Origin of the sequence: Halomonas sp. McH1-25, from assembly GCF_022348165.1 — a bacterium.
GTDB lineage: Bacteria > Pseudomonadota > Gammaproteobacteria > Pseudomonadales > Halomonadaceae > Modicisalibacter.
Map to the genome: position 1 here is coordinate 334,313 of NZ_JAKRFI010000003.1, position 21,161 is coordinate 355,473.

Here is a 21,161-nt window from a genome sequence, read left to right on the forward strand (position 1 = left end):
CGTTTGCTCTCCGGGTGTACCCCGGAGAGCTTTCGGCGTCACTCGCCTGCGTTCTGCCCCTGCTCCGGACGTGCGCTTTCCAGATAACGGAAGAAATCGCTATCCGGCTCCAGAACCAGCAGGTCGTCCTTGCCATCGAAGCTGTCACGGTAAGCGTTCAGGCTGCGATAGAAGCGGAAGAACTCGGCATCCTGCTCGTATGACTGCGAGTAGATCGCCGCCGCTTCGGCGTCGCCCTGCCCGCGCAGAGTCTCGGCTCTGGCCTGGGCTTCGGCGATCAGGACCTGTCGACGCCGATCGGCATTGGCGCGAATCTTCTCGGCCTGCTCCTGACCTTGGGCACGATACTCACGGGCCTCACGCTGGCGCTCGGTACGCATGCGATCGTAAACCGCCTGGGTTACCTGGTCCGGCAAATCGATCCGCTTGATACGGATATCGATGATGGCCACCCCCAGTTCCTCGCGCAGCAGCTCGTTGAGCTCTTCGGTGGGTTCCGCCATCAAGGCGTCCCGCTTCTCGGCAATGATTTCCTGAAGCTCGAGACGGCCGAACTGGTTACGCAGACTCTCGTCAACACGCGGAATGATCAGCCGCTCGGCGGTCTGTTCGTTACCGGTCGTCGCCTCGTAGTAACGGGTAGGATTGACCACCTTCCACATCACGTACGAATCGACGATCACCGCTTTCTGCTCTTCGGTCAAATAGCGGCTAGTGTCGGTATCCAGCGTAAGCACCCGGGTATCGAACGTCCGTACCGTCTGGATGAACGGAATCTTGAAGTGCAGCCCCGGCTGGATATTCTCCTCGATGATCTCGCCGAAACGCAGCTTCACGGCACGCTCGGTCTCGTCGACGATGTAGAGACTGCTGCTGCCAACCCAGGCGACCACGGCAAGGCCGGCGACGATGACCAGGGAACGATTGTTGATCATTGACGGCCCTCCCTACGGATACCACTGTTGTTCTGCTGCTGACTGCTACCGTTGGCCATGCGTTCGAGGATGCGCGGATCCATGCCCGCCTGACTCTGGGCCTGACCGCCATTGCCGTCGTCCGCTTCCTGACTGCCCTGGCGCAATCCCATCTGCTCCAGTGGCAACACCATCAGTGGACTGTTTGCACCGGTATCGATCAGCACCTTGCTGGTATTGCCGTACACGTCGGACAGCGCCTCGATATACATGCGATCACGCATGATTTGCGGCGAGTTCTGGTACTCGGACAGCAGTGAGTTGAAACGGTTGGTATTACCCTGAGCCTCGGCAACCACCGATTCCCGATACCCCTGCGCCTGCTCGATCATGCGCTGCGCTTCACCCTGAGCGACCGGAATGATGGCGTTGGCGTAACCGATGGCCTCGTTGATGGAACGCTGACGGTCCTCACGCGCCTTGATGACGTCGTCAAAGGCCTCTTGAACGGCATCCGGTGCTGACGTCGATTCCACGTTGACGGCCTGGACGGACACCCCTGCCCCATAGGCGTTGAGGTAGTTCTGCAAGCGTGTCGATACCGTGTCCGCCAGCAATTCACGACCCGATGTCAGGATCTGCTGCATCTCGGTCCCTCCGACCACATGACGCAGCGCTGAGTCCAGGGCATTCTCGATGCTGAGCTCAGGATTACGCACGTTGAGGACATACTCGCCAGGATCGGTCACCCGATATTGCACCGACATGTCGACCTCGACGATGTTCTCGTCCTGGGTCAGCATCGACTTGGTCTGCGCAATGGAGCGTACGCGCGTGACGTTGACCATGCGCACGTCATCGATGAACGGCGGGTTCCAGTGCAGGCCAGGATTCACTACATTCTGCAGCTTGCCGAAGCGCAGCACGACACCGCGCTCGGACTGGTCGACCAGATAGAAACCCGATGCGGCCCAGATCGCCACGACAACGATGATCAGCAGTGCCGGTAGCGTGAAGGTGTTGCGCTTGCCGCCACCGCTCCCACTGCCATTGCCGCCACCCCGCTTGCCACGGCCGCCACCGAGCATGTTGTTGAGCTTGTCCTGAAATTTTTTCAGGGCTTCATCGAGATCGGGCGGGCCCTGGTTATTGCCACCGCCACCGCTCCCATTGCCGCCGCTACCGCGACGGCCACCACCACTCCAAGGGTCGTGCTGGTTGCCACCACCACCAGGCTCATTCCAAGCCATACGTCGTCTCCACTCAGCATTGATTGCGATATGCGTTGATCAGGTGCGCACGGCCCATCGATGTCGCCAGCATCGATCGGTCATCGCCGGGCCTCGTCGGCCCATACCGGCGACGTATCCATGTCCTCCGGCGAGAGATAATTTTCTGCTTTCTCACCCAGACGAGCGAGCAACTGCATGAAATCACGCCGCGGCAGACGAACGTTAAGCAGGGAATTGCCCTGGTCGTCGAACGCCTCTTCACGAACGGCGCCCAGCTCGTGCAGGCCGGCACGTAGTCTACCCTGCTCGGGAGACAACGTCAGACGGGCCTCGATCACGTTCTCGGCGAGACGCTCCGAGAGCGCTTCGGCCAGCAAGTCGAGTCCTCGCCCCTGCTGAGCCGAGAGCCAGACGACCTCGGGCACGCCGTTGCCGTCGCGCTCGATACGTGGCGCGCTGTCGAGCAGATCGATCTTGTTCATGACCCGCAGGCAAGGCACCTCATCGGCGCCGATTTCCTCGAGCACCCCCTCGACCTCGCCGATATTCAGCTCGCGGTCGGGATCGGCGGCATCGATGACATGCACCAGCAGCGAGGCTTCGGCCGCCTCCTGCAGGGTGGCCTGGAAGGCCTCCACCAGCTTGTGCGGCAAATGGCGAATGAAACCGACCGTGTCGGCCAGCACGACCGGGCCGACATCGGTGATTTCCAGGCGTCGCAGCGTGGGGTCTAGGGTGGCGAAGAGTTGATTCGCGGCATAGACCTCTGACGCCGTCAGTGCATTGAACAGCGTCGACTTGCCGGCATTGGTATAGCCGACCAGCGAGACACTGGGGATTTCGGCGCGCGAACGAGCGCGACGGTTCTGCTCGCGCTGGCTGCGAACCTTGTCGAGACGCTTGTGAATCGACTTGATGCGTGCGCGCAACAGTCGACGGTCGGTCTCGAGCTGGGTTTCCCCGGGCCCGCGCAGGCCGATGCCGCCTTTCTGTCGTTCGAGGTGAGTCCAGCCGCGCACCAGACGGGTAGACATGTATTCGAGCTGGGCCAGTTCGACCTGCAGCTTACCCTCATGAGTACGCGCACGCTGTGCGAAGATGTCCAGGATCAGCCCGGTGCGGTCAAGGACGCGGCATTTTAGCGAGCGTTCGAGATTGCGCTCCTGGGATGGGCTGAGCGCATGGTTGAAAATGACCAACTCGGCCTGATGGATAGCCAACAGTTCACGCAGCTCTTCCACCTTGCCGCTGCCTATGAAGGCGCGTGGATCGGGCTTGCGCCGGCTCCCCTGCATGAGGGTCGCCGGCTCAGCCCCAGCGGAGCGCACCAATTCCAGGAACTCGCCCGGATCTTCGCGCTCCTGTTCGTCCTGAAAATCGATGTGGACGAGTACCGCCGTCTCTCCGGCGTCGGGACGTTCAAAAAACAATCAAGGCCTCTTAATCAGCTTTCCTGTGAAGCTGCATTGGGGTCCTGTGCCGGCAACCGTACATTACGCGACGGCACCACAGTCGAAATGGCATGCTTGTACACCATTTGGCTGACGGTATTGCGCAACAGGATCACGAACTGGTCGAAGGATTCGATCTGTCCCTGCAGCTTGATCCCGTTGACCAGGAAAATGGAAACCGGGATGCGCTCCTTGCGCAGGATGTTCAGATACGGGTCTTGAAGGGACTGCCCTTTGGACATTTTGCTCTCCCTAACTGTCTCTTTGATGTTGAGGTCTTTTTATCGATTCGCCTGGGGCATGTGCCCTTAGGGTCACGTATGCGCAGCGTAGCATTCGTGCTGCCACACGAAGCCCTTATCTTACGCTAAGAGCGCCAGTGGCGCACGAGATTCAGGATTTCTTCGAGTGGAGCGTTTCCCAGAGAATCAATCCAGTGGAGCGCCGGCCAGCGGCGCAACCAAGTGATTTGCCGCTTGGCCAACTGTCTAGTGGCGGCGATTCCCTTGAACTTCAAGTCCTGCTCGTCAAAGACGCCGTCCAGATGCTGCCACACCTGGCGATAGCCCACGCTTTTCATCGACGGCAGCCCCAAGTGCAGGTCTCCCCGCTGCCTGAGTCCGGCAACCTCGTCGATGAAACCTGCCTCGAGCATCGCCGTGAAACGCCGAGCGATGCGCTCATGCAGTACATGGCGATCGGCCGGAGCCAGTCCTATGGACAACGTGCGCCATGGAAAGGTTTCACGCGGCTGCTCACGCCACAACTCGCTCATGGCACGCCCCGTGATGCGGTGGATTTCCAGCGCTCGCATCAAGCGTTGCGGATCGTTGGGGTGAATGCGCAAGGCAGACTCGGGATCGACCCGCTGCAACTCGTCGTGCAGAGCCTGCAACCCTTCACTTCCTGCCCAGGCCTCGAGCTCCGCACGCACTTCGCCATTGGCCTCGGGCAGGCTGCCGACGCCGCCCACCAGGCTTTTATAGTAAAGCATGGTGCCGCCGACCAGCAGCGGGATGTTGCCACGCGCACTGATGCGGCGCATTTCGTCGCGTGCATCGTCACGGAACTGCGCCGCCGAATAGGGTTCGGCAGGGTCGCGGATATCGATCAGTCGATGCGGTGCCCGCACCAGTTCTTCGGGCGACGGTTTGGCGGTGCCGATATCCATGCCGCGATAGACCATGGCCGAGTCGACACTGATCAGCTCAGCGCCTAGCCGCTCATGCAGCGCCATGGCCAGATCGGTCTTGCCGGAGGCCGTTGGGCCCATGAGAAAGATGGCCAGGGGCCGGTTATCCGTAGGCATCGTATTCTCGACACTCATTGGCCGCGCAGGAACAGCTTGTCGAGTTGCTGCATCGACATCTCGGTCCAGGTGGGTCGTCCGTGGTTGCACTGGCCACTGCGTTCGGTACGCTCCATGTCGCGCAGCAGGGCATTCATCTCCGCCAGGGTCAGGCGACGATTGGCGCGCACGCTGCCATGGCAGGCCATGGTGGACAATAGCTCGTTGATGTGCGCCTCGATACGGTCGGAGTGGCCGTAGCGCTCCAGATCGGCAAGCATGTCGCGGATCAGCGGCTCGACATCGGCCTGCGCCAGCAACACCGGCACCTGGCGAACCAACAGCGTCTCGGGGCCGGCCACGTCGAGTTCCACCCCCAGACGCGTGAACGCCTCACGGCAGCGTTCGGCGGTTTCCACCTCGCCGGGGCTGGCCGCCAACGACACCGGCACCAGCAGGGGCTGGGCTTCCAAATGCCCTTCGCCATGGGCATCGCCATGCACCTGCTGCTTCATGCCCTCGTAGGTGATGCGCTCGTGCGCGGCGTGCATGTCGACCACCACCAGGCCACGCACCGTTTGCGACAGGATGTAGACCCCATGCAACTGGGCAATCGCGTAACCCAGCGGAGGTGCCTGGGTCGGATCCTCCTCGGGCATGGCGAGAGCGCTTGCGGAGGGCAACGTGGCGACCGACGCCTTCCCATCACGCCGCTCCCGCCAGGCCATGGCGGCTTCCTCCCCGCCGGGTGCCTGGGGCTGCGGCGTCAACAGAGCCTCATCATGGTCAGGATGCAGCGCACGGTAGCCGGCCATGAACTCTCGAACCCGAGCGGCACCAGGGCGGGAGCCACCATCGCTCCCAGCGCCGTCACGGCCGGGATACAGCGCCATGGGCTGCTGTTGCCAACGGGACTGATCGGACGCTTCCTGACCCGCCGTCGATTCCGCCTGCCTTGCTGTCGCCTCGTCCCCGGCCTCGCCGATCGCGTCGTCGCCTCGCTGGCCACCCGCAGTGTCGCGAGGGGCCTCGTTGGGGCGAACCTCGGCCAGGGCCCGGTGCAGGCTCGAGAACAGGAAGTCGTGAACCAGCCGGCCATCGCGAAAGCGCACTTCGTGCTTGGTCGGGTGGACATTGACATCGACCACGGTGGGATCGAGCTCAAGGTACAGCACGAAGGCCGGATGACGACCGTGAAAAAGCACGTCGCGATAGGCCTGGCGTATGGCGTGCGCGACCAGGCGATCGCGCACCACACGGCCGTTGACGAAAAAATATTGCTGGTCGGCCTGGGCCCGCGAATGGTTCGGCAATCCAACCCAGCCCCATAGCCGCAACCCAGACGCCTCGATATCCAGATGCAACGCATTGTCGAGGAACTTGCCGCCCAGCAAGGCACTGATGCGCCGCTCGCCGGATGCGGTATCCATGGCCGGGCGCAACTGATGAACGGTCTTCTGATTGTGCCTGAGTGTCCAGCCAATGTCGTAGCGTGACAGAGCAAGACGCCGAAACGCCTCTTCGACGTGCCCGAACTCGGTCTTCTCGGTGCGTAGGAACTTGCGTCTCGCCGGGGTATTGAAGAACAGATCGCGCACACATACCGACGTGCCGCGCGGATGCGGAGCCGGCGAGACGCGCGGCTCCATCTGGCGACCTTCGGCCACCACGCGCCAGCCGGCGGTGGGGTCATCGTCGATATTGGAGATCAGTTCCAGGCGCGATACCGAACTGATCGACGCCAGCGCCTCGCCCCGAAACCCCAGGCTGGCCACGCCCTCCAGGTCTTCCAGCGATTCGATCTTGCTGGTGGCATGACGCGACAGGGCCAATGGCAGGTCTTGCTCGGCGATGCCGCTGCCATCGTCGCGAATCTTGATCAGCCGCGCCCCGCCGGCTTCCAGCTCCACCTCGATCCGCCGACTGCCGGCATCGATGGCGTTCTCGATCAGCTCCTTGACCACCGAAGACGGCCGCTCGACCACCTCGCCGGCAGCGATCTGGTTGGCCAGGCGCGGATTGAGTATCTGTATGCGTCGCGTCTGCGTCATATCTACCATTGTCGTTACCCTTGGGCGGGCTTAGCCGCGGGGAATGCGCAATACCTGGCCGACCCGGATCACGTCACCGTTGAGCTCATTGGCCTGCTTGAGGGTCTGCAGCGGCACCTCGTGACGCGAAGCGATTTCCGAGAGAGTGTCGCCGGGCTGGATGCGATACTCATTGGCCTGTCTGCCGCGCTGCTGATCGCGTTGCCAGGCCAGCAGGCTGGCCGGCGGCGGATTGCGCTGGAAGTGAGCATTGATGCCGGTGAAGATCGCCTTGGCCAGCGATTGCTGGTAACTCGAATCGCGCAGCCGCTTCTCCTCCTGTGGATTGGAAATGAACCCCGTCTCCACCAACAGTGAAGGAATGTCCGGCGACTTGAGCACCACGAACCCCGCCTGCTCGACCCGCGATTTGTGCAGATGATTGATCTGGCCCAGCTGGTCGAGCACCTGGCCGCCCACAGCCAGCGAATCGTTGAGGGTGGCCGTCATGGTCAGGTCGAGCAGTACGCCGCGCAGCACTTCGTCCTTGTCGGCCAGGTTGAGGCTGCCATCCACGCCGCCGATCAGGTCCGAACGATTCTCGCTGGCGGCCAGCCACTTGGCGGTCTCGGACGTGGCGCCGCTCTGTGACAGCGCGAATACCGAACTCCCCTTGGGACGCGGACTCTTGAAGGCATCGGCATGAATCGAGACGAAGAAATCCGCCTTCTGGTCACGCGCTAGCAAGGTACGCTGGCGTAGACCGACGTAGTAGTCGCCGTCGCGAATCATGACCGCCTTGTAACCGGGCGTCCCTTGGATGAGCGATTCCAGTCGTCGGGCGATCTGCAGCACCACATCCTTCTCGCGGATGCCGCTGGGGCCGATGGCCCCCGGGTCTTCGCCACCATGGCCGGCGTCGACGGCGATGATGATGTCCCGCTTGGGATGCGGCTGAGCCTTCTCACGGGCAAGCGACACCTGGGCCTGGGCGGCATTGCCGCTGACCTGGGCCTCGGCAAGCGCTCGGTCCACCGCCAGTTCCCGCTCGCGGATCTTGGCCTCGATAGGGTCGATGGGGTTCTCGACCGCGCTCGCCCCGGGATACTCCAGATCCACTACCAGACGATGGCCGTACTGATCGTTGGGCGCCAGCGTGAAGTGCTTGGGTTCCACTTGCCGGCTGAGATCGAGTACGACACGCAGATCGTCTCCGTGGCGTGTTCCCGTACGGATCTTGCTGACGGCGCTTCCGCCCAGGTCCAGCGTGTCGGGATCCAGAATCATCCTGCTATCGGCCAGATCGATGACCAGGCGATCGGGATTGTCCAAAGAAAAAACCTTGGCATCGGCCGGCGAGGAAAGGTCGAAGACCAACCGGGCATGGTCGGGTGCGGCCCAGATGCGCAAATTCTGGACATCGGTGGCCATCCCCAGCACAGGAAGCATTGCCGCCGTCACCCCGAGAAGCAGCGTGGCTAGCCGTCGCAGTGGCCGGTAAGACACACGACGCAGGCGGCACGTTAGCCGATTCACACACATCATAACGTTAGCAGCCGTCCTTTTCGGCAAGAATGCCGTTCAATCGGGAAAGGACATGATCGCCATGCGGGGTGCCGGCCACCACGTTGGCCTCACGTCCGGTACCCACTACCGATAGCGTCACCGTCAGGTCGGCCAGGGGAAGCCAGCCCTCGCCCCGACTCGGCCATTCGACCAGACATAGGCTATCTTCGGTAAACAAGTCGCGGGCGCCGATGAATTCGAGTTCCTCGGGATCGCCCAGGCGATAAAGGTCGAAATGGTGAACCTGCGTCCCGCCCAGTTCATAGGGCTCCACCAGGGTATAGGTCGGACTCTTCACGGCCCCCTGATAGCCGTAGGCACGCAGGATGCCGCGTGACAGTGTCGTCTTGCCCGCTCCCAGCTCTCCCTGAAGAAAGACGCAACCGCGCCCCTCCAGGGCATGGCCCAGTGCCTCGCCAAAGGCGACCTGCGAGGCTTCGTCACGCAAAGATAGGTGCATGCTTTCGCTCAAGAAGAGTGGCGGTTATCGGGATTCATCAACATACGCGCATAGGATGCCAGATCGCCCGCCAGCAGGCCACGCTCCCCTTCCCTTTCCGCCGCCCGGTCACCGGCCAAGGCATGCAATGTGACCCCGACCCGCCCCGCTTGCTCCATGCTCAGCCCTTGGGCAATGAGCGCACCCAGCATACCCGACAGGACATCCCCGGTTCCGCCACTAGCCATGCCCGGGTTGCCGTAGGGACAGACGCCGATACCCGTAGCTCCCGCCACCAGCGTGCCCGCCCCCTTGAGCACGATCGTCCCATGCCGGCGCTGTCGCAAGTCGCGCACGGCACTCAACCTGTCGCTTTCCACCTCGCCGCCGCTACTGTCGAGCAGACGCCCCGCTTCACCGGGGTGCGGAGTCAACAGCCAGTCGTCACGCTGCAGGTCGGGCCAGCACAGGGCCAGCAGATTGAGACCATCGGCATCGATCACCAGTGGCTTGCCGGCATCCAGCGCCGCCTGAAGCATGGCCTGTCCCCAGGCATCCTTGCCGAGCCCCGGGCCGACCACAATGACATCGGCCATGTCGATCAGTGGCCGGGCATCGGAGACACCCCTGACGCCACGCGCCATGATCTCGGGAGTGCGTATCAGGCTCGCACCGACATTCTCCGGCGCCGTTGCCAAGCTGATCTTGCCGGCGCCCAGTCGCGCCCCCGCCTCGCTGGCCAGTAGGGCGGCGCCGCCAAAGCCGGGCGCTCCACCGATCACCAGCAGATGGCCAAAATTGCCCTTGTGACTCGTGCGACGCCGTGGCGGCAATGCCTCATGGATCAGCCCGGCGTCGAGCAATTCGGCAGGCGGTTCGATATCGGCCTGTGCCTGTGGCTCGATGCCCAGTCCACAATACACGACACGCCCGACATGATCGGCCGCCTTGCCGGTGTGCAAGCCGAACTTGTCGGCAATGAAAGTCACCGTGAGATCGGCCTCGACGGCCTTTCCAAGCACCCTGCCGGTATCCGCCGCCAAGCCGGAGGGCACATCCACGGCCAGCACCGGCAAGCCGCTGGCGTTGATGGCCGCGATGGCCGACGCAAACGGCTCGCGCACGTCACCGCCGAGACCGGTGCCCAGCAAGGCATCGACCACGACGTCGCCCGAGAGGGGCATGGCATCCTGCCAGGGCCGGGCTTGCAGGGATTCCGCTTGCGCCATGGCATGGGCGCGCGCCGCATCGCCCTTGAGTTCGTCCGGCGAGCGAACGGCAATCAGTGACACATCGAGCCCATCGCGCGCTGCCAGCGCGGCAATCACGTAACCGTCGCCGGCATTGTTGCCCGCGCCGCACACGACACATACATGCCGGGCCTGGGGCCAGCGCTGGCGTAACTGCTGGTAGGCGGCCAAGGCTGCCCGCTGCATCAAGGCAAAGCCGTCGCCCGCTTCCTGCGAGTCGATGGTGCGCCGATCGATCTCCCTGACCTGGTCGGCCAGATAGAGAGGGTGACGATAACCTCGCGACATGCGCTCCTCCGGTGTGACGTAAGCTGAGATCTAGTGTAGTGTGGCGCCTCTTCACTACGCGCCTTTCCTGCTTCCGCTTGCTGCGTTTTTCCACGCTCATGATGACACGTCAATCCGTTCAACACGGCGACGCCCTCGATCTTCACGGCCTGGCCGAGCGTATCCGCCAATGGGGCCGTGAGTTGGGCTTTCAGCAGATCGGTATCACCGACACCGATCTGGCCACGCATGAGCGCTATCTGGAGCGCTGGCTGGCGGCGGGTCATCACGGCGAGATGGACTTCATGGCCAAGCATGGCAACAAACGCACGCGGCCGGACGAACTGGTGCCGGGCACCTTGCGGGTGATCAGCGCACGCATGGACTATCTGCCTCCCGAGGTCGAAACCACCAAAGTTCTCGGCCAGGCTGACAAGGCCTACGTGTCACGCTACGCATTGGGACGCGATTACCACAAGCTGATTCGCAAGCGTCTGGCATCGCTTGCCAAGCGCATCGAAGACGAGGTCGGCCCCTTCGGCTATCGCGCGTTCGTCGACTCCGCGCCGGTCATGGAACGCGCCCTGGCGCAGAAGGCCGGCCTGGGCTGGTTCGGCAAGAACTCGATGCTATTGCACCCCAAGGCCGGCTCGCTGTTCTTTCTCGGCGAGCTCTATACCGACCTGCCCTTGCCCGTCGACGCCCCCTTCGATAGCGAGCATTGTGGCAAGTGCGAGCAGTGCCGCACCGCCTGCCCGACGGGGGCGATCATTGACGACAAGGTCGTCGATTCGCGGCGCTGCATTTCCTACCTGACCATCGAACTTCACGGCAGCATTCCCGAGGAATATCGCGAGGCGATGGGCAATCGCGTGTATGGCTGCGACGACTGCCAGCTCGTCTGCCCTTTTACACGTTTCACCCGTGCCAGCCATGAGGAAGACTTCGCGCCGCGCCACGACCTGGATCGCGCGGAGCTGGTACGCCTGTTCGGCTGGAGCGAGGAAGAATTCCTGATGCGCACCGCAGGCAGCGCCATTCGCCGCATCGGCTACGAGCGCTGGCTGCGCAACCTGGCCGTCGGGCTGGGCAATGCGCCGTGGAGCGCAACGCTGGAAGCCGCGCTGCATGCCCGTCTGGCCTATCCCTCCGACCTGGTTCGAGAACATGTGCGCTGGGCGCTGGCCAGGCAGCACGCCAAGCGTCAGCGATTGATCGCGATCAGCCCTGAGCACTAAGCGCCGGGCTGCGGAAATTACTCTGCGCCACCGCTCTTGCCTTCCTCCAGACGCAGGAAGGTGCGCCGGTAATGTGCCAGCTCGCTCACCGACTCGTGGATGTCGTCCAGAGCGCGGTGGGTATTGCGCTTCTCGAAACCCTTGAGCGCACCGGGATTCCAGCGCTTGGCCAGTTCCTTGACAGTGGATACGTCGAGGTTGCGGTAGTGGAAGAAATCATGCAGGGCCGGCATTTCACGTTCGAGGAAGCGGCGGTCCTGATGCACGCTGTTGCCGCATACCGGTGAGCTTCCCGGGACTGCGTAGCGGGTCAGAAACTCCAGCGTCCGACGCTCGGCCTCGGCGGTGTCGATCTTGCTGGCCTTGACGCGATCGATCAGCCCCGACTCGCCGTGGGTACGGGTGTTCCACTCGTCCATGGCCGCCAGCAGGCTGTCGGCCTGCTTGACTGCCAGTACCGGGCCCTCGGCGATCAGATTCAGCTCACCGTCGGTGATCAGCGTGGCCACCTCGATGATGCGCTCCTTGTTCGGATCGAGGCCGGTCATTTCCAGGTCGATCCAGACCAGCAGATCCTTGCGTGGCGCGTCGGGCTGTTCGGGCATGCGTGACTCCTGAGGTAATGAAGCAAAAAATACCAGTGCCGACCGCCGTCTCAAGCGGACATGGCGGATCGCGCTGGGTACAATGTGCCCATTGTACGCCCAGCCGAGGTTGCATGAGCAAACGTAAGCTGTCGCGCCAACAGCGTTGGCGTGTCGAAAAGGTCCAGGCCGAGCGCGCCGCACGCGCGGAAAAGCAGGCCGCACGCGAAGACCATGCCCTGGAAGCCGGTGAGTACGGCCCGGAGATGCCGGGGCGGGTTATCGCTCACTTCGGCCGCACTCTCGACGTCCAGGCGCTCGACGACACCGTGAATCACCGCTGCCACCTGCGCGCCAATCTCGAGGGCCTGGTGACCGGGGACCGGGTGATCTGGCGCCGAGCGCAAGATGGCAGCGGGGTGGTCGTGGCCCGCGATACACGCGACAACGTACTCGAGCGCCCCGATCCACGCGGACAACTGAAGCCGGTCGCCGCCAATATCGACCAGATATTGATCGTCTTCGCGGCGGAACCCGCTCCCTTCGCCAACCTGATCGACCGTTACCTGGTCGCGGCCGAGGCCACCGGCATCACGCCGGTACTGGTGCTCAACAAGGTCGACCTGCTGCCCGGGGATGGCGGTGAACTGGGCGTTTTGCTCGAGCGCTATGCCGCCCTGGGCTATGCCGTGGTGCGTGCCACGACCCGGACGGCGTCGGGCCTGGATGAACTGCATGCCAAGCTACGGGACAAGACCTCGGTATTCGTCGGCCAGAGCGGGGTAGGTAAGTCTTCACTCATCGATCGACTGTTGCCGGATGAAGCCCTGCGTATCGGTGCGCTTTCCGAGGATTCGCGCAAGGGCACGCATACCACCACCACGGCCCGTCTCTACCGGCTTCCCGCCGGTGGCGAGCTGATCGACTCACCGGGAATCCGTGAGTTTGGGCTAACTCACCTCGACGAGCGGCAAGTGACCGAAGGCTTCGTCGAGTTCCGCGACGTGCTGGGGCATTGTCGCTTTCGCGACTGCCGCCATAGGGACGAGCCGGGCTGCGCTCTGCTCGAGGCCGTGGATCGGGGCGACATCGCCGAACAACGCTTTGTCAGCTACCGACGCATTCTGGATAGCCTGAAGCCGACTTGAATCGCGCCTCATTCGCAGGAACCGACTGGGGTGTGCCATGATCGATGCCAATACCGAGTGCCTGCGCAAGGAGAGCCATCCATGAGTTCAGAATCCAACCTCCTGCCGCTGATCGTCGAGCCGGATCAGCTGGCCGAATTCATCGACGATCCCCAGCTATTGATCGTCGATGTGCCACTCAAGGCGGAAAGCTATACGGCAGGCCACGTGCCCGGTGCCGTCTACCTCGACCATCGGCGCCTGTTGCGTGGCGAGGGCCAGGTTCCCAACGACGTTCCCGACGAGCAGGCTCTCTCAGCGCTGTTTTCCGCGCTCGGCCTGACCCGGGATACCCATGTGGTAGCCTATGACGACGAGGGCGGAGGCTGGGCCGGGCGGTTGTTGTGGACACTCGAATTGATCGGTCATACGCGTTATTCCTACCTGAATGGCGGTATCCATGCCTGGCGCGCCGATGGATTGCCCGTATCAACGGAAAACATTGCGCCGCAGCCCAGCGATTACCAGGCGGAACTCTTGCATCGTCAGGTGCTTATCGAACGCGAGGAACTGGCAGAGCGCCTGGATGAGAAGAATTTCGCCGTCTGGGATGCACGTTCCCCCGAGGAATACCGGGGAGAAAGAGGCCAGAACAAGCATCTGGGCCATATTCCCGGCGCCATCAACATGGAATGGACCGATGCCATGGATCGCGAACGCCAACTGCGCATTCGCGACTATGCCGAGCTAATCACCGAACTCGAGACCCAGGGGCTCACGCCCGACATGGAAGTGATCACTCACTGTCAGAGCCATCATCGCAGCGGGTTCACTTGGCTGGTGGGTAAGGCGCTGGGCTTCGAGAAGATGCGCGCCTATGCCGGCTCATGGCAGGAATGGGGCAATCGCGACGATACGCCGATCGAGAAATGACGATACCCTTCCCTTGCGGGAAGGTGCCTAACCTGCAACCGGCAAGCGCCATAGCAACTTGCCTCCCAGGCCCGCTGCGACTATGGTGGCGGGCTCTCTTCGTTGCCGTGGATGTCGAACCGTGGATCGCGATCAACTGTTTTCCCTCATCCAGTACCCCTTGCCGCATCACCTGATTTCCCGCCTGGTGGGACAGCTTGCCGAGTGCCGTACCCCCTGGCTGAAGAATCTGTTGATCGAGCAATTCATCCGGGTTTTCGATGTCGACATGAGCCAGGCTCGCGAACCCAACCCGCACGCCTACGATTGCTTCAATGCGTTCTTTACCCGCGCCATGCGCGACGATGCCCGCCCCATCGGCGACGGTTTGGTATCGCCCACCGACGGTGTGCTGTCGCAATCCGGACGTATCGAGCATGGCACCCTGATCCAGGCCAAAGGACAGGCGTATTCGCTGACCGCTCTGCTGGGTGGCGATTCCCGGCGCGCCGAGCCGTTTCGCAACGGCAGTTTCGCCACCATCTACCTGTCACCGCGGGACTATCACCGCGTGCACATGCCGCTAGGCGGCACGCTGCGCGAAATGGCCTACGTCCCGGGGCGTCTGTTCTCGGTCAATCTGGCCACCGCCGCCAATGTCCCCGGCCTGTTCGCCCGCAACGAACGCCTGGTATGCATCTTCGATACCGAATTCGGCCCGATGGCCATGGTCCTGGTCGGGGCGATGATCGTGGCGGCCATCGAGACGGTATGGGCAGGGCAGATCACGCCCAAATCGGGCCAGGTTCAGACGACCCGCTACAACGAGGTCATCGAATTGGCCAAGGGCGCCGAGATGGGGCGTTTCAAGCTCGGTTCCACCGTGATCCTGTGTTTTCCGCACGCCGTCGACTTCCGCGAGGAACTGTCCATCAACGACAGCATGGTCAGCATGGGCCAGCCACTCGGACAGGTCCACGCCACCTGAGCATGCCGGGGTCAGGCGTTGGGCGTGGCAAAGGCCATCACCTCGGCCACGCTGTCCTTGCCCAGCGCCAGCTGAATCAAGCGATCCAGCCCCAGCGCCACGCCGCACCCTTCCGGCATGCCGGCCTGCAACGCCGCCACTAATTGCCGGTCGCTATCCACCATCGGTTTGCCAAGACGCTCACGCTCGCGATTGTCCGCGTCGAAGCGCCTGGCCTGCTCGCCGGCATCGGTCAGTTCGTGATAGCCATTGGCCAGTTCCAGCCCGTTGACATAGACCTCGAAGCGCGCCGCCACCTCGACACCATCCTCCGGGTCGCAACGCCGCTTCGCCAGAGCTGCCTGACTGGCCGGGTAATCGACGACCACATCGATGCCGCCACGGCCCAGTCCGGGCTCGATCACCAGGCTCATCAGCAGATCCAGACAGGCGTCGCGCTCGCTCTCGCCCATGTCGATCTGGCCATGCTGGGTCGCCAGCCGGCGCAGTGCATCAAGGGGCGTCGTGAAAGGATCGACCTGCAGGGCCTCGCGAAACAGATCGCGATAACGACGCTGGCGACACGGTCCGACATCCGGCAGAGCATGGCGTATCAGGGCATCGGTCTCGCCAATCAGCGTGTCCAAGGTGAATCCCGGGCGATACCACTCGAGCATGGTGAACTCGATGTTATGCCGCCGCCCCACCTCGCCGTCACGGAAGCTGCGCGCGAGCTGGAAGATCGGCCCGCTGCCGGCCGCCAGCAAGCGCTTCATATGGAATTCCGGCGAGGTCTGCAACCACAATCGTTCGTGTCCCGCCGGCGTTGTCGCCGTCAGGCACAGCGAATCGAGATGCACGTCGGTACTCCCGCCATGCCCCAGTACCGGCGTTTCCACCTCCAGCACGTCGCGCTCGGCAAAGAATGCCCTTACCCGCGCCAACAGACGCGCCCGCTCGCGCAGGGTCTCGATGCTCGCGGAAGGCCGCCAGTCGTCAGCCATGGGTCACTCCTCTCGAAACCAAAAGGCCACGCTCTCAGCGTGGCCAATCATGCTAATGCAGGTTCACTTCGTCCCAACCCTCTCCGAGCGAAGCTCAGGCAAGACGAATCCTGGTGAGGCGGCGGTTTAGCAACGCTAAATGAGCATAGCCGAGCCTGTTTTTAACGCCGTATCGCCGAGCGCAACAGCACCAGTTAGGCCCGGGAGACGTACTCGCCAGAGCGGGTATCCACCTTCAACACTTCGCCCTGGTTGATGAACAGCGGCACACGCACCACCGCCCCGGACGACAGCGTTGCCGGCTTGGAGCCACCCTGGGCGGTATCGCCTTTCAGGCCGGGATCGGTCTCGACCACTTCCAGCTCGATGAAGTTGGGCGGCGTCACGCTGATGGCATTGTCGTTCCACAGGGTGACGGTGTAGGCCACCTGCTCCTTGAGCCACTTCTCGGTATCACCAAGCGCCTTCTTGTCGACCGCGTACTGCTCGAAGGAGCCATCGGTCTTCATGAAGTGCCACATGTCGCCGTCGGTGTAGAGATATTCCATCTCCAGGTCCATGACGTCAGCGCCTTCCAGCGACTCGCCGGACTTGAACGTGCGTTCCCAGACGCGCCCGGTAATCAGGTTGCGCAGCTTGACGCGGTTGAAGGCCTGGCCTTTGCCCGGCTTGACGAATTCGTTCTCGACGATGTTGCAAGGATCGCCGTCCAGCATGACTTTCAGACCGCCCTTGAATTCGTTGGTAGAATAGTTCGCCATGATTCCTCGCTGATGATTCCTTCGCCCGGCCTAACGACCGGACGTGCATGAACTGACCCGCGAAGCGCTCATCGCCTTCGCATTGATATAGTGTGGCGCATGATAACCCGAAGCCCCGACCTTTTGCAGAGCGTTATCCCCACCGTAGTGGACGAGACTCGAGACTGGCAGACACAGCTCGCCGGAGCGATTCGTGACCCACGCGATCTACTCGCCCGGCTGGGCCTTGACGAGCGCTGGCTGCCAGGGGCCAGCCAGGGGCACGCGCTGTTCGAAATTCGCGTGCCCGAAGCGTACCTGGCGCGAATGCGCCCGAATGATCCCCACGACCCCTTGCTGCGTCAGGTACTGCCCGTCAGCGCCGAAACCGATAGCGTGACGGGTTTCGTCAGCGATCCGCTGGAAGAGGCCGCACACACGCCCCGCCGCGGACTGATTCACAAATACCACGGTCGGGTGCTGCTGATCGGCAGTCCGACCTGCGCCATCAATTGTCGTTACTGTTTCCGGCGTCACTTCCCGTATGCCGAGAACTCGCCATCCCGTGCCCAATGGGAGGAAACGCTGGCGTACCTACGACACGACCCGAGCATTCAGGAAGCGATCCTGTCCGGCGGCGACCCGCTGGCGTCCAGCGACAAGCGTCTGGCCTGGCTGGTCGAGCGTCTCGCCGAGATTATGCATCTGCGTCGGCTGCGCATTCACACCCGGTTGCCGGTAGTGATTCCCGACCGGGTGGACGACGCCCTGCTCGCCTGGCTAAAGGCCACCCGCCTACAGACCGTGATGGTGTTGCACATCAACCATCCCAACGAGCTCGACGCTGCCGTCGTCGACGCCTGCACGCGCCTGCGTGGCGCGGGGGTGACCCTGCTCAACCAGAGCGTACTGCTGCGTGGCGTCAACGACGACGTCGAGACGTTGGCGGAACTCTCAGAACGGCTGTTTTCCGCCGGGGTCCTGCCCTATTACCTGCATGTCCTCGATCCGGTAGCCGGTGCGGCGCACTTCGATGTGCCTGACAGCGAGGCGCTCGCCTTGGTCGATGAGCTCCGCACCCGCCTGGCCGGCTTCCTGATGCCGCGCCTGGTTCGCGAAGTACCCGGGGAGGCCAGCAAGACACCGCTGTGAGCGTGCCCCGTTACCCTGCTCAGGTATGCCGAATGATCGAGGCGCAGGCGATCACCGACAGCATGGCCACGACCAGCATCGCCAGCGCCGTCGTCAGGTTCGTCAGCTGTGCCACGAACCCGATCAGCGGCGGCCCGGTGAGCAACCCGGCGTAGCCCAGCGTTGCCACGGCGGCGATCGCCGGGCCGCGGCGCATGGTCCGGGAGTTGCCCGCGGCGCTGAACAGGATGGGGATCATGTTGGCCAGCCCCAGGCCGATGATGCCGAAGCCGACCAGCGCCACCCAGAACGAGGGCGCCAGCAGGGTCAGCGCCATGCCACTGGCCGCAAGAGCGGCGCTCAGCCGGGCAGCCAGGACCCTGCCAACACGCGCCACGACGCGGTCGCCGGATAGCCGGCCCAGGGTCATGGTCAGTGAAAAGCTGGCGTAGCCCATCGCCGCCAGCCCCGGCCCTATCGAGAAGGCATCGCGCAGGTAGATGGCGCTCCAGTCGTTCATTGCCCCTTCGCAGAACAGCGTGAACAACGCCAGCACGCCGACGCCCAGCAAGGCACCACGCGGCAATACCAACTGGGGGCCGCTCGCCTCGCCCTGGCCGCGTAGCGACACCCGCAGCGCCGGGACGCAGGCCACCAGCAGCACCGCCGCCAATAAAGTGGCATGGGCCCACGGCGCCACGCCCACCTCCAGCAGCAGCCCGCCTCCCCCGGCCCCGACCAGCCCGCCCAGGCTGAAGAAACCATGAAACGAGGACATGATCGGCCGACCGTAGCGTTTCTCGATATCCACCGCCTGGGCATTCATGGCCACGTCCATGCTGCCATTGCCCAGGCCGAACAACACCAACGCCACGAACAGCGTAGGCAGGGAGGGGGCGACGATCGGCCCGATCAGCGCCAGGCAGTAGATCGGCGTAGCCACCGTGACGACGGCACGACTGGTATACCGCTCGATGAGCTGCGCGGTGATGGGCATGCTGACGATAGCACCGATGGCCACCCCCAGCAGGGCAATGCCCAGCCACCCCGGACTCAGGTCCAGGCGCGTCTGAAAAAGCGGAATATGCGGCACCAGGCTGGCCGTGATCAGCCCGTTGATCAGGAACAGGCCGAGCACGCCGCGGCGCGCCAGGCGCGCGGCGCGGTCGTCGTTATTAGCTGACTCAGGCAAGATTCGGCATCCTTTCCGAAAAGCAAACAACCTATCGCGGTTACTTGAGGGTGTCGGCGGTGACGTTGGGCGCCGCTTCCCGGTGGGTTGCCAAGTGACGGTTGAGCGCGCCCATCACGGCCTTCATCGAGGCGCTGGTGATGCTCTCGTCGATGCCGACGCCGAACACCGCCTGGTCATCGATGCGCACCTCGACGTAGGCGATGGCTTCCGCCTCGGCGCCCTGCCCTCGCGAATGCTCATGATAGTCGATGATCTCGATGTTCAGCCCGTGGGCGCCGAGCGCCTTGATGAACGCAGCCAGCGGACCGTTGGCGGTCCCCTGCAGGGTCGCGCGGCTGCCGTTCTCCTCGATGACCGCCTCGAGATGCACTCGCGGGCTGTCCGGCTCGGAGGACAGGCGATGATTGATCAGCGCATACGGCGACGTGCTGTCCAGGTACTCGTCGGCGAACGCCTGGTAGATCATCTGCGAGGTGATTTCCTTGCCGGTGCGTTCGGCGACCTCCTGGACCACCTGGCTGAACTCGATGGACAGCCGGCGCGGCAACTCGATGCCGTGCTCCTCTTCGAGCAGGTAGGCGACCCCGCCCTTGCCGGACTGGCTGTTGACTCGGATCACCGCCTCGTAGCTGCGCCCCACGTCGAGCGGATCGATGGGCAGATACGGTACCGCCCACATGGCGTCGGGGTGCTTACGTCGCTCGGCCATGCCCTTCTTGATGGCATCCTGGTGCGATCCGGAAAACGCCGTGAACACCAGGTCGCCGACGTAGGGATGACGCGGATGCACCGGCAACTGATTGCAGTGTTCCACCTCGCGCATGATCGGCGTGATGTTGGAAAAATCGAGCTGCGGGTGCACGCCCTGGGTATAGAGATTCATCGCCAGTGTGACGATATCGACGTTGCCGGTGCGCTCGCCGTTGCCGAACAGCGTACCCTCGACGCGGTCGGCGCCGGCCATCACCGCCAGCTCGGCTGCCGCCACCCCGGTACCGCGATCGTTATGCGGGTGCACGCTGACGATCAGGCTGTCGCGGTTGGCGACATGCCGACAGAACCATTCGATCTGATCGGCATAGTGATTGGGCGTGGCAATCTCCACCGTGGCAGGCAGATTGACGATCATCGGCTTGTCGGAGGTCGGCCCGTAGGTGGCCGCCACGGCATCGACGATTTCCACGGCGAAATCGAGCTCGGTGGAGGTGAACAGCTCCGGCGAGTACTGGAAGGTCCAGTCGGTCTCGGGATGCTCCGCCATGCGCTGCTTGATGAGCGCGGTGGCATCGGTGGCGATCTCGATGCACTGCGGCTTGTCGACGTTGAACACCACGCGGCGGAATACCGGATCGGTGGCGTTGTAGACGTGCACGATGGCCTTCTTGGCGCCCTTGAGCGCCTCGAAAGTGCGCTCGATGAGGTGCGGGCGGGCCTGGGTCAGCACCTGGATGCTCACGCCGTCCGGCACCAGGTCGTTGTCGATCAGCTCGCGCACGTAATCGAAGTCGATTTGCGAGGCCGAGGGAAAGCCCACCTCGATCTCCTTGAAACCGATCTTCACCAGCATGTCGAAGAAGCGACGCTTGCGCTCGAGATCCATGGGATCGATCAGCGCCTGGTTGCCGTCGCGCATGTCGACGCTGCACCACACCGGCGGGTGAGTGAGGCGCTGGTTCGGCCACTGGCGATCGGGCAGATCGACGGCAACGAAGGGACGATATTTGGCGGAAGGATCAGGCAACATCATGACGAAAGCTCCTCGGCTGGCGGTGCGGATCAGGATATTCGGAACGAGTAACTAAATGCCCCGCTGGACCGAGGTTCAG

General features: G+C 63.2%; 19 protein-coding genes. 5 read left to right on the top strand and 14 right to left on the bottom strand.

All coding sequences use genetic code 11. The features are described from left to right. Window positions 1-38: 38 nt before the first annotated feature. The 9 genes from hflC to MHM84_RS11105 form a co-directional block, all read right to left on the bottom strand. Window positions 39-935 (bottom strand): protease modulator HflC, encoded by an 897-nt coding sequence (gene hflC / locus MHM84_RS11065; protein ID WP_239266028.1) that lies wholly within the window; start codon window positions 933-935, stop codon window positions 39-41. Next, window positions 932-2,164, bottom strand: coding sequence for an FtsH protease activity modulator HflK (gene hflK / locus MHM84_RS11070; RefSeq protein WP_239266030.1), 1,233 nt, complete (start codon window positions 2,162-2,164; stop codon window positions 932-934). Before hflK ends, hflC begins: the two co-directional genes overlap by 4 nt. Before the next feature lie 80 nt (window positions 2,165-2,244). Then, a complete protein-coding gene (gene hflX / locus MHM84_RS11075) occupies window positions 2,245-3,576 on the bottom strand; it encodes a ribosome rescue GTPase HflX (RefSeq protein ID WP_239266033.1) in 1,332 nt (443 codons plus the stop codon). Between the two features lie 14 nt (window positions 3,577-3,590). Beyond that, window positions 3,591-3,839, bottom strand: coding sequence for an RNA chaperone Hfq (gene hfq / locus MHM84_RS11080; protein ID WP_019017249.1), 249 nt, complete (start codon window positions 3,837-3,839; stop codon window positions 3,591-3,593). Between the two features lie 125 nt (window positions 3,840-3,964). Further along, window positions 3,965-4,906: a tRNA (adenosine(37)-N6)-dimethylallyltransferase MiaA gene (gene miaA, locus MHM84_RS11085; RefSeq protein ID WP_239266035.1), complete on the bottom strand. Its 942-nt coding sequence runs from the start codon at window positions 4,904-4,906 to the stop codon at window positions 3,965-3,967. Between the two features lie 14 nt (window positions 4,907-4,920). Continuing rightward, entirely contained in the window at window positions 4,921-6,936 is a 2,016-nt protein-coding gene (mutL, locus tag MHM84_RS11090; RefSeq protein ID WP_239266037.1) for a DNA mismatch repair endonuclease MutL, read from the bottom strand. Window positions 6,937-6,966: 30 nt separating this feature from the next. Further along, window positions 6,967-8,364, bottom strand: a complete 1,398-nt coding sequence (locus tag MHM84_RS11095) for an N-acetylmuramoyl-L-alanine amidase (RefSeq protein ID WP_239266039.1) — start codon at window positions 8,362-8,364, stop codon at window positions 6,967-6,969. A 100-nt stretch (window positions 8,365-8,464) separates the two neighbouring features. Beyond that, window positions 8,465-8,941 carry a tRNA (adenosine(37)-N6)-threonylcarbamoyltransferase complex ATPase subunit type 1 TsaE gene (gene tsaE, locus MHM84_RS11100; RefSeq protein ID WP_239266041.1) on the bottom strand — a complete coding sequence of 159 codons (477 nt, stop codon included), beginning with the start codon at window positions 8,939-8,941 and terminating at the stop codon, window positions 8,465-8,467. Window positions 8,942-8,949: 8 nt separating this feature from the next. Further along, the gene (locus tag MHM84_RS11105) at window positions 8,950-10,458 is read right to left on the bottom strand and encodes an NAD(P)H-hydrate dehydratase (protein WP_239266044.1); all 1,509 of its coding nucleotides are present in this window, start codon (window positions 10,456-10,458) and stop codon (window positions 8,950-8,952) included. 101 nt (window positions 10,459-10,559) lie between these two features. Between MHM84_RS11105 and queG the strand changes: the two genes are divergently transcribed. After that, the gene (gene queG / locus MHM84_RS11110; RefSeq protein WP_239266275.1) at window positions 10,560-11,675 is read left to right on the top strand and encodes a tRNA epoxyqueuosine(34) reductase QueG; all 1,116 of its coding nucleotides are present in this window, start codon (window positions 10,560-10,562) and stop codon (window positions 11,673-11,675) included. A 17-nt stretch (window positions 11,676-11,692) separates the two neighbouring features. On the opposite strand, the gene orn is transcribed toward queG, so the two are convergent. Continuing rightward, on the bottom strand, window positions 11,693-12,280 hold the full coding sequence (gene orn, locus MHM84_RS11115) for an oligoribonuclease (protein ID WP_239266047.1): 588 nt from the start codon (window positions 12,278-12,280) through the stop codon (window positions 11,693-11,695). 113 nt (window positions 12,281-12,393) lie between these two features. On the opposite strand from orn, the gene rsgA reads away from it, so the two are divergent. From rsgA to asd, 3 genes are all read left to right on the top strand, one after another. Next, the gene (gene rsgA / locus MHM84_RS11120) at window positions 12,394-13,407 is read left to right on the top strand and encodes a small ribosomal subunit biogenesis GTPase RsgA (RefSeq protein ID WP_239266050.1); all 1,014 of its coding nucleotides are present in this window, start codon (window positions 12,394-12,396) and stop codon (window positions 13,405-13,407) included. Window positions 13,408-13,488: 81 nt separating this feature from the next. Beyond that, a complete protein-coding gene (locus MHM84_RS11125) occupies window positions 13,489-14,319 on the top strand; it encodes a rhodanese-like domain-containing protein (RefSeq protein ID WP_239266052.1) in 831 nt (276 codons plus the stop codon). Between the two features lie 121 nt (window positions 14,320-14,440). After that, the gene (asd, locus tag MHM84_RS11130) at window positions 14,441-15,286 is read left to right on the top strand and encodes an archaetidylserine decarboxylase (RefSeq protein ID WP_239266054.1); all 846 of its coding nucleotides are present in this window, start codon (window positions 14,441-14,443) and stop codon (window positions 15,284-15,286) included. Window positions 15,287-15,297: 11 nt separating this feature from the next. On the opposite strand, the gene epmA is transcribed toward asd, so the two are convergent. Both epmA and efp read right to left on the bottom strand, forming a co-directional pair. Continuing rightward, window positions 15,298-16,269, bottom strand: coding sequence for an EF-P lysine aminoacylase EpmA (gene epmA, locus MHM84_RS11135; protein ID WP_239266056.1), 972 nt, complete (start codon window positions 16,267-16,269; stop codon window positions 15,298-15,300). A 194-nt stretch (window positions 16,270-16,463) separates the two neighbouring features. Continuing rightward, entirely contained in the window at window positions 16,464-17,030 is a 567-nt protein-coding gene (gene efp, locus MHM84_RS11140) for an elongation factor P (RefSeq protein WP_239266058.1), read from the bottom strand. Window positions 17,031-17,129: 99 nt separating this feature from the next. Between efp and epmB the strand changes: the two genes are divergently transcribed. Beyond that, window positions 17,130-18,161, top strand: coding sequence for an EF-P beta-lysylation protein EpmB (gene epmB / locus MHM84_RS11145; RefSeq protein ID WP_239266060.1), 1,032 nt, complete (start codon window positions 17,130-17,132; stop codon window positions 18,159-18,161). Between the two features lie 19 nt (window positions 18,162-18,180). Here epmB and MHM84_RS11150 read toward each other — a convergent pair whose 3' ends face one another. Next, window positions 18,181-19,332, bottom strand: a complete 1,152-nt coding sequence (locus tag MHM84_RS11150; RefSeq protein ID WP_239266062.1) for an MFS transporter — start codon at window positions 19,330-19,332, stop codon at window positions 18,181-18,183. A 40-nt stretch (window positions 19,333-19,372) separates the two neighbouring features. Then, window positions 19,373-21,082 (bottom strand): 2-isopropylmalate synthase, encoded by a 1,710-nt coding sequence (gene leuA / locus MHM84_RS11155; protein ID WP_239266064.1) that lies wholly within the window; start codon window positions 21,080-21,082, stop codon window positions 19,373-19,375. Window positions 21,083-21,161 lie beyond the last annotated feature (79 nt).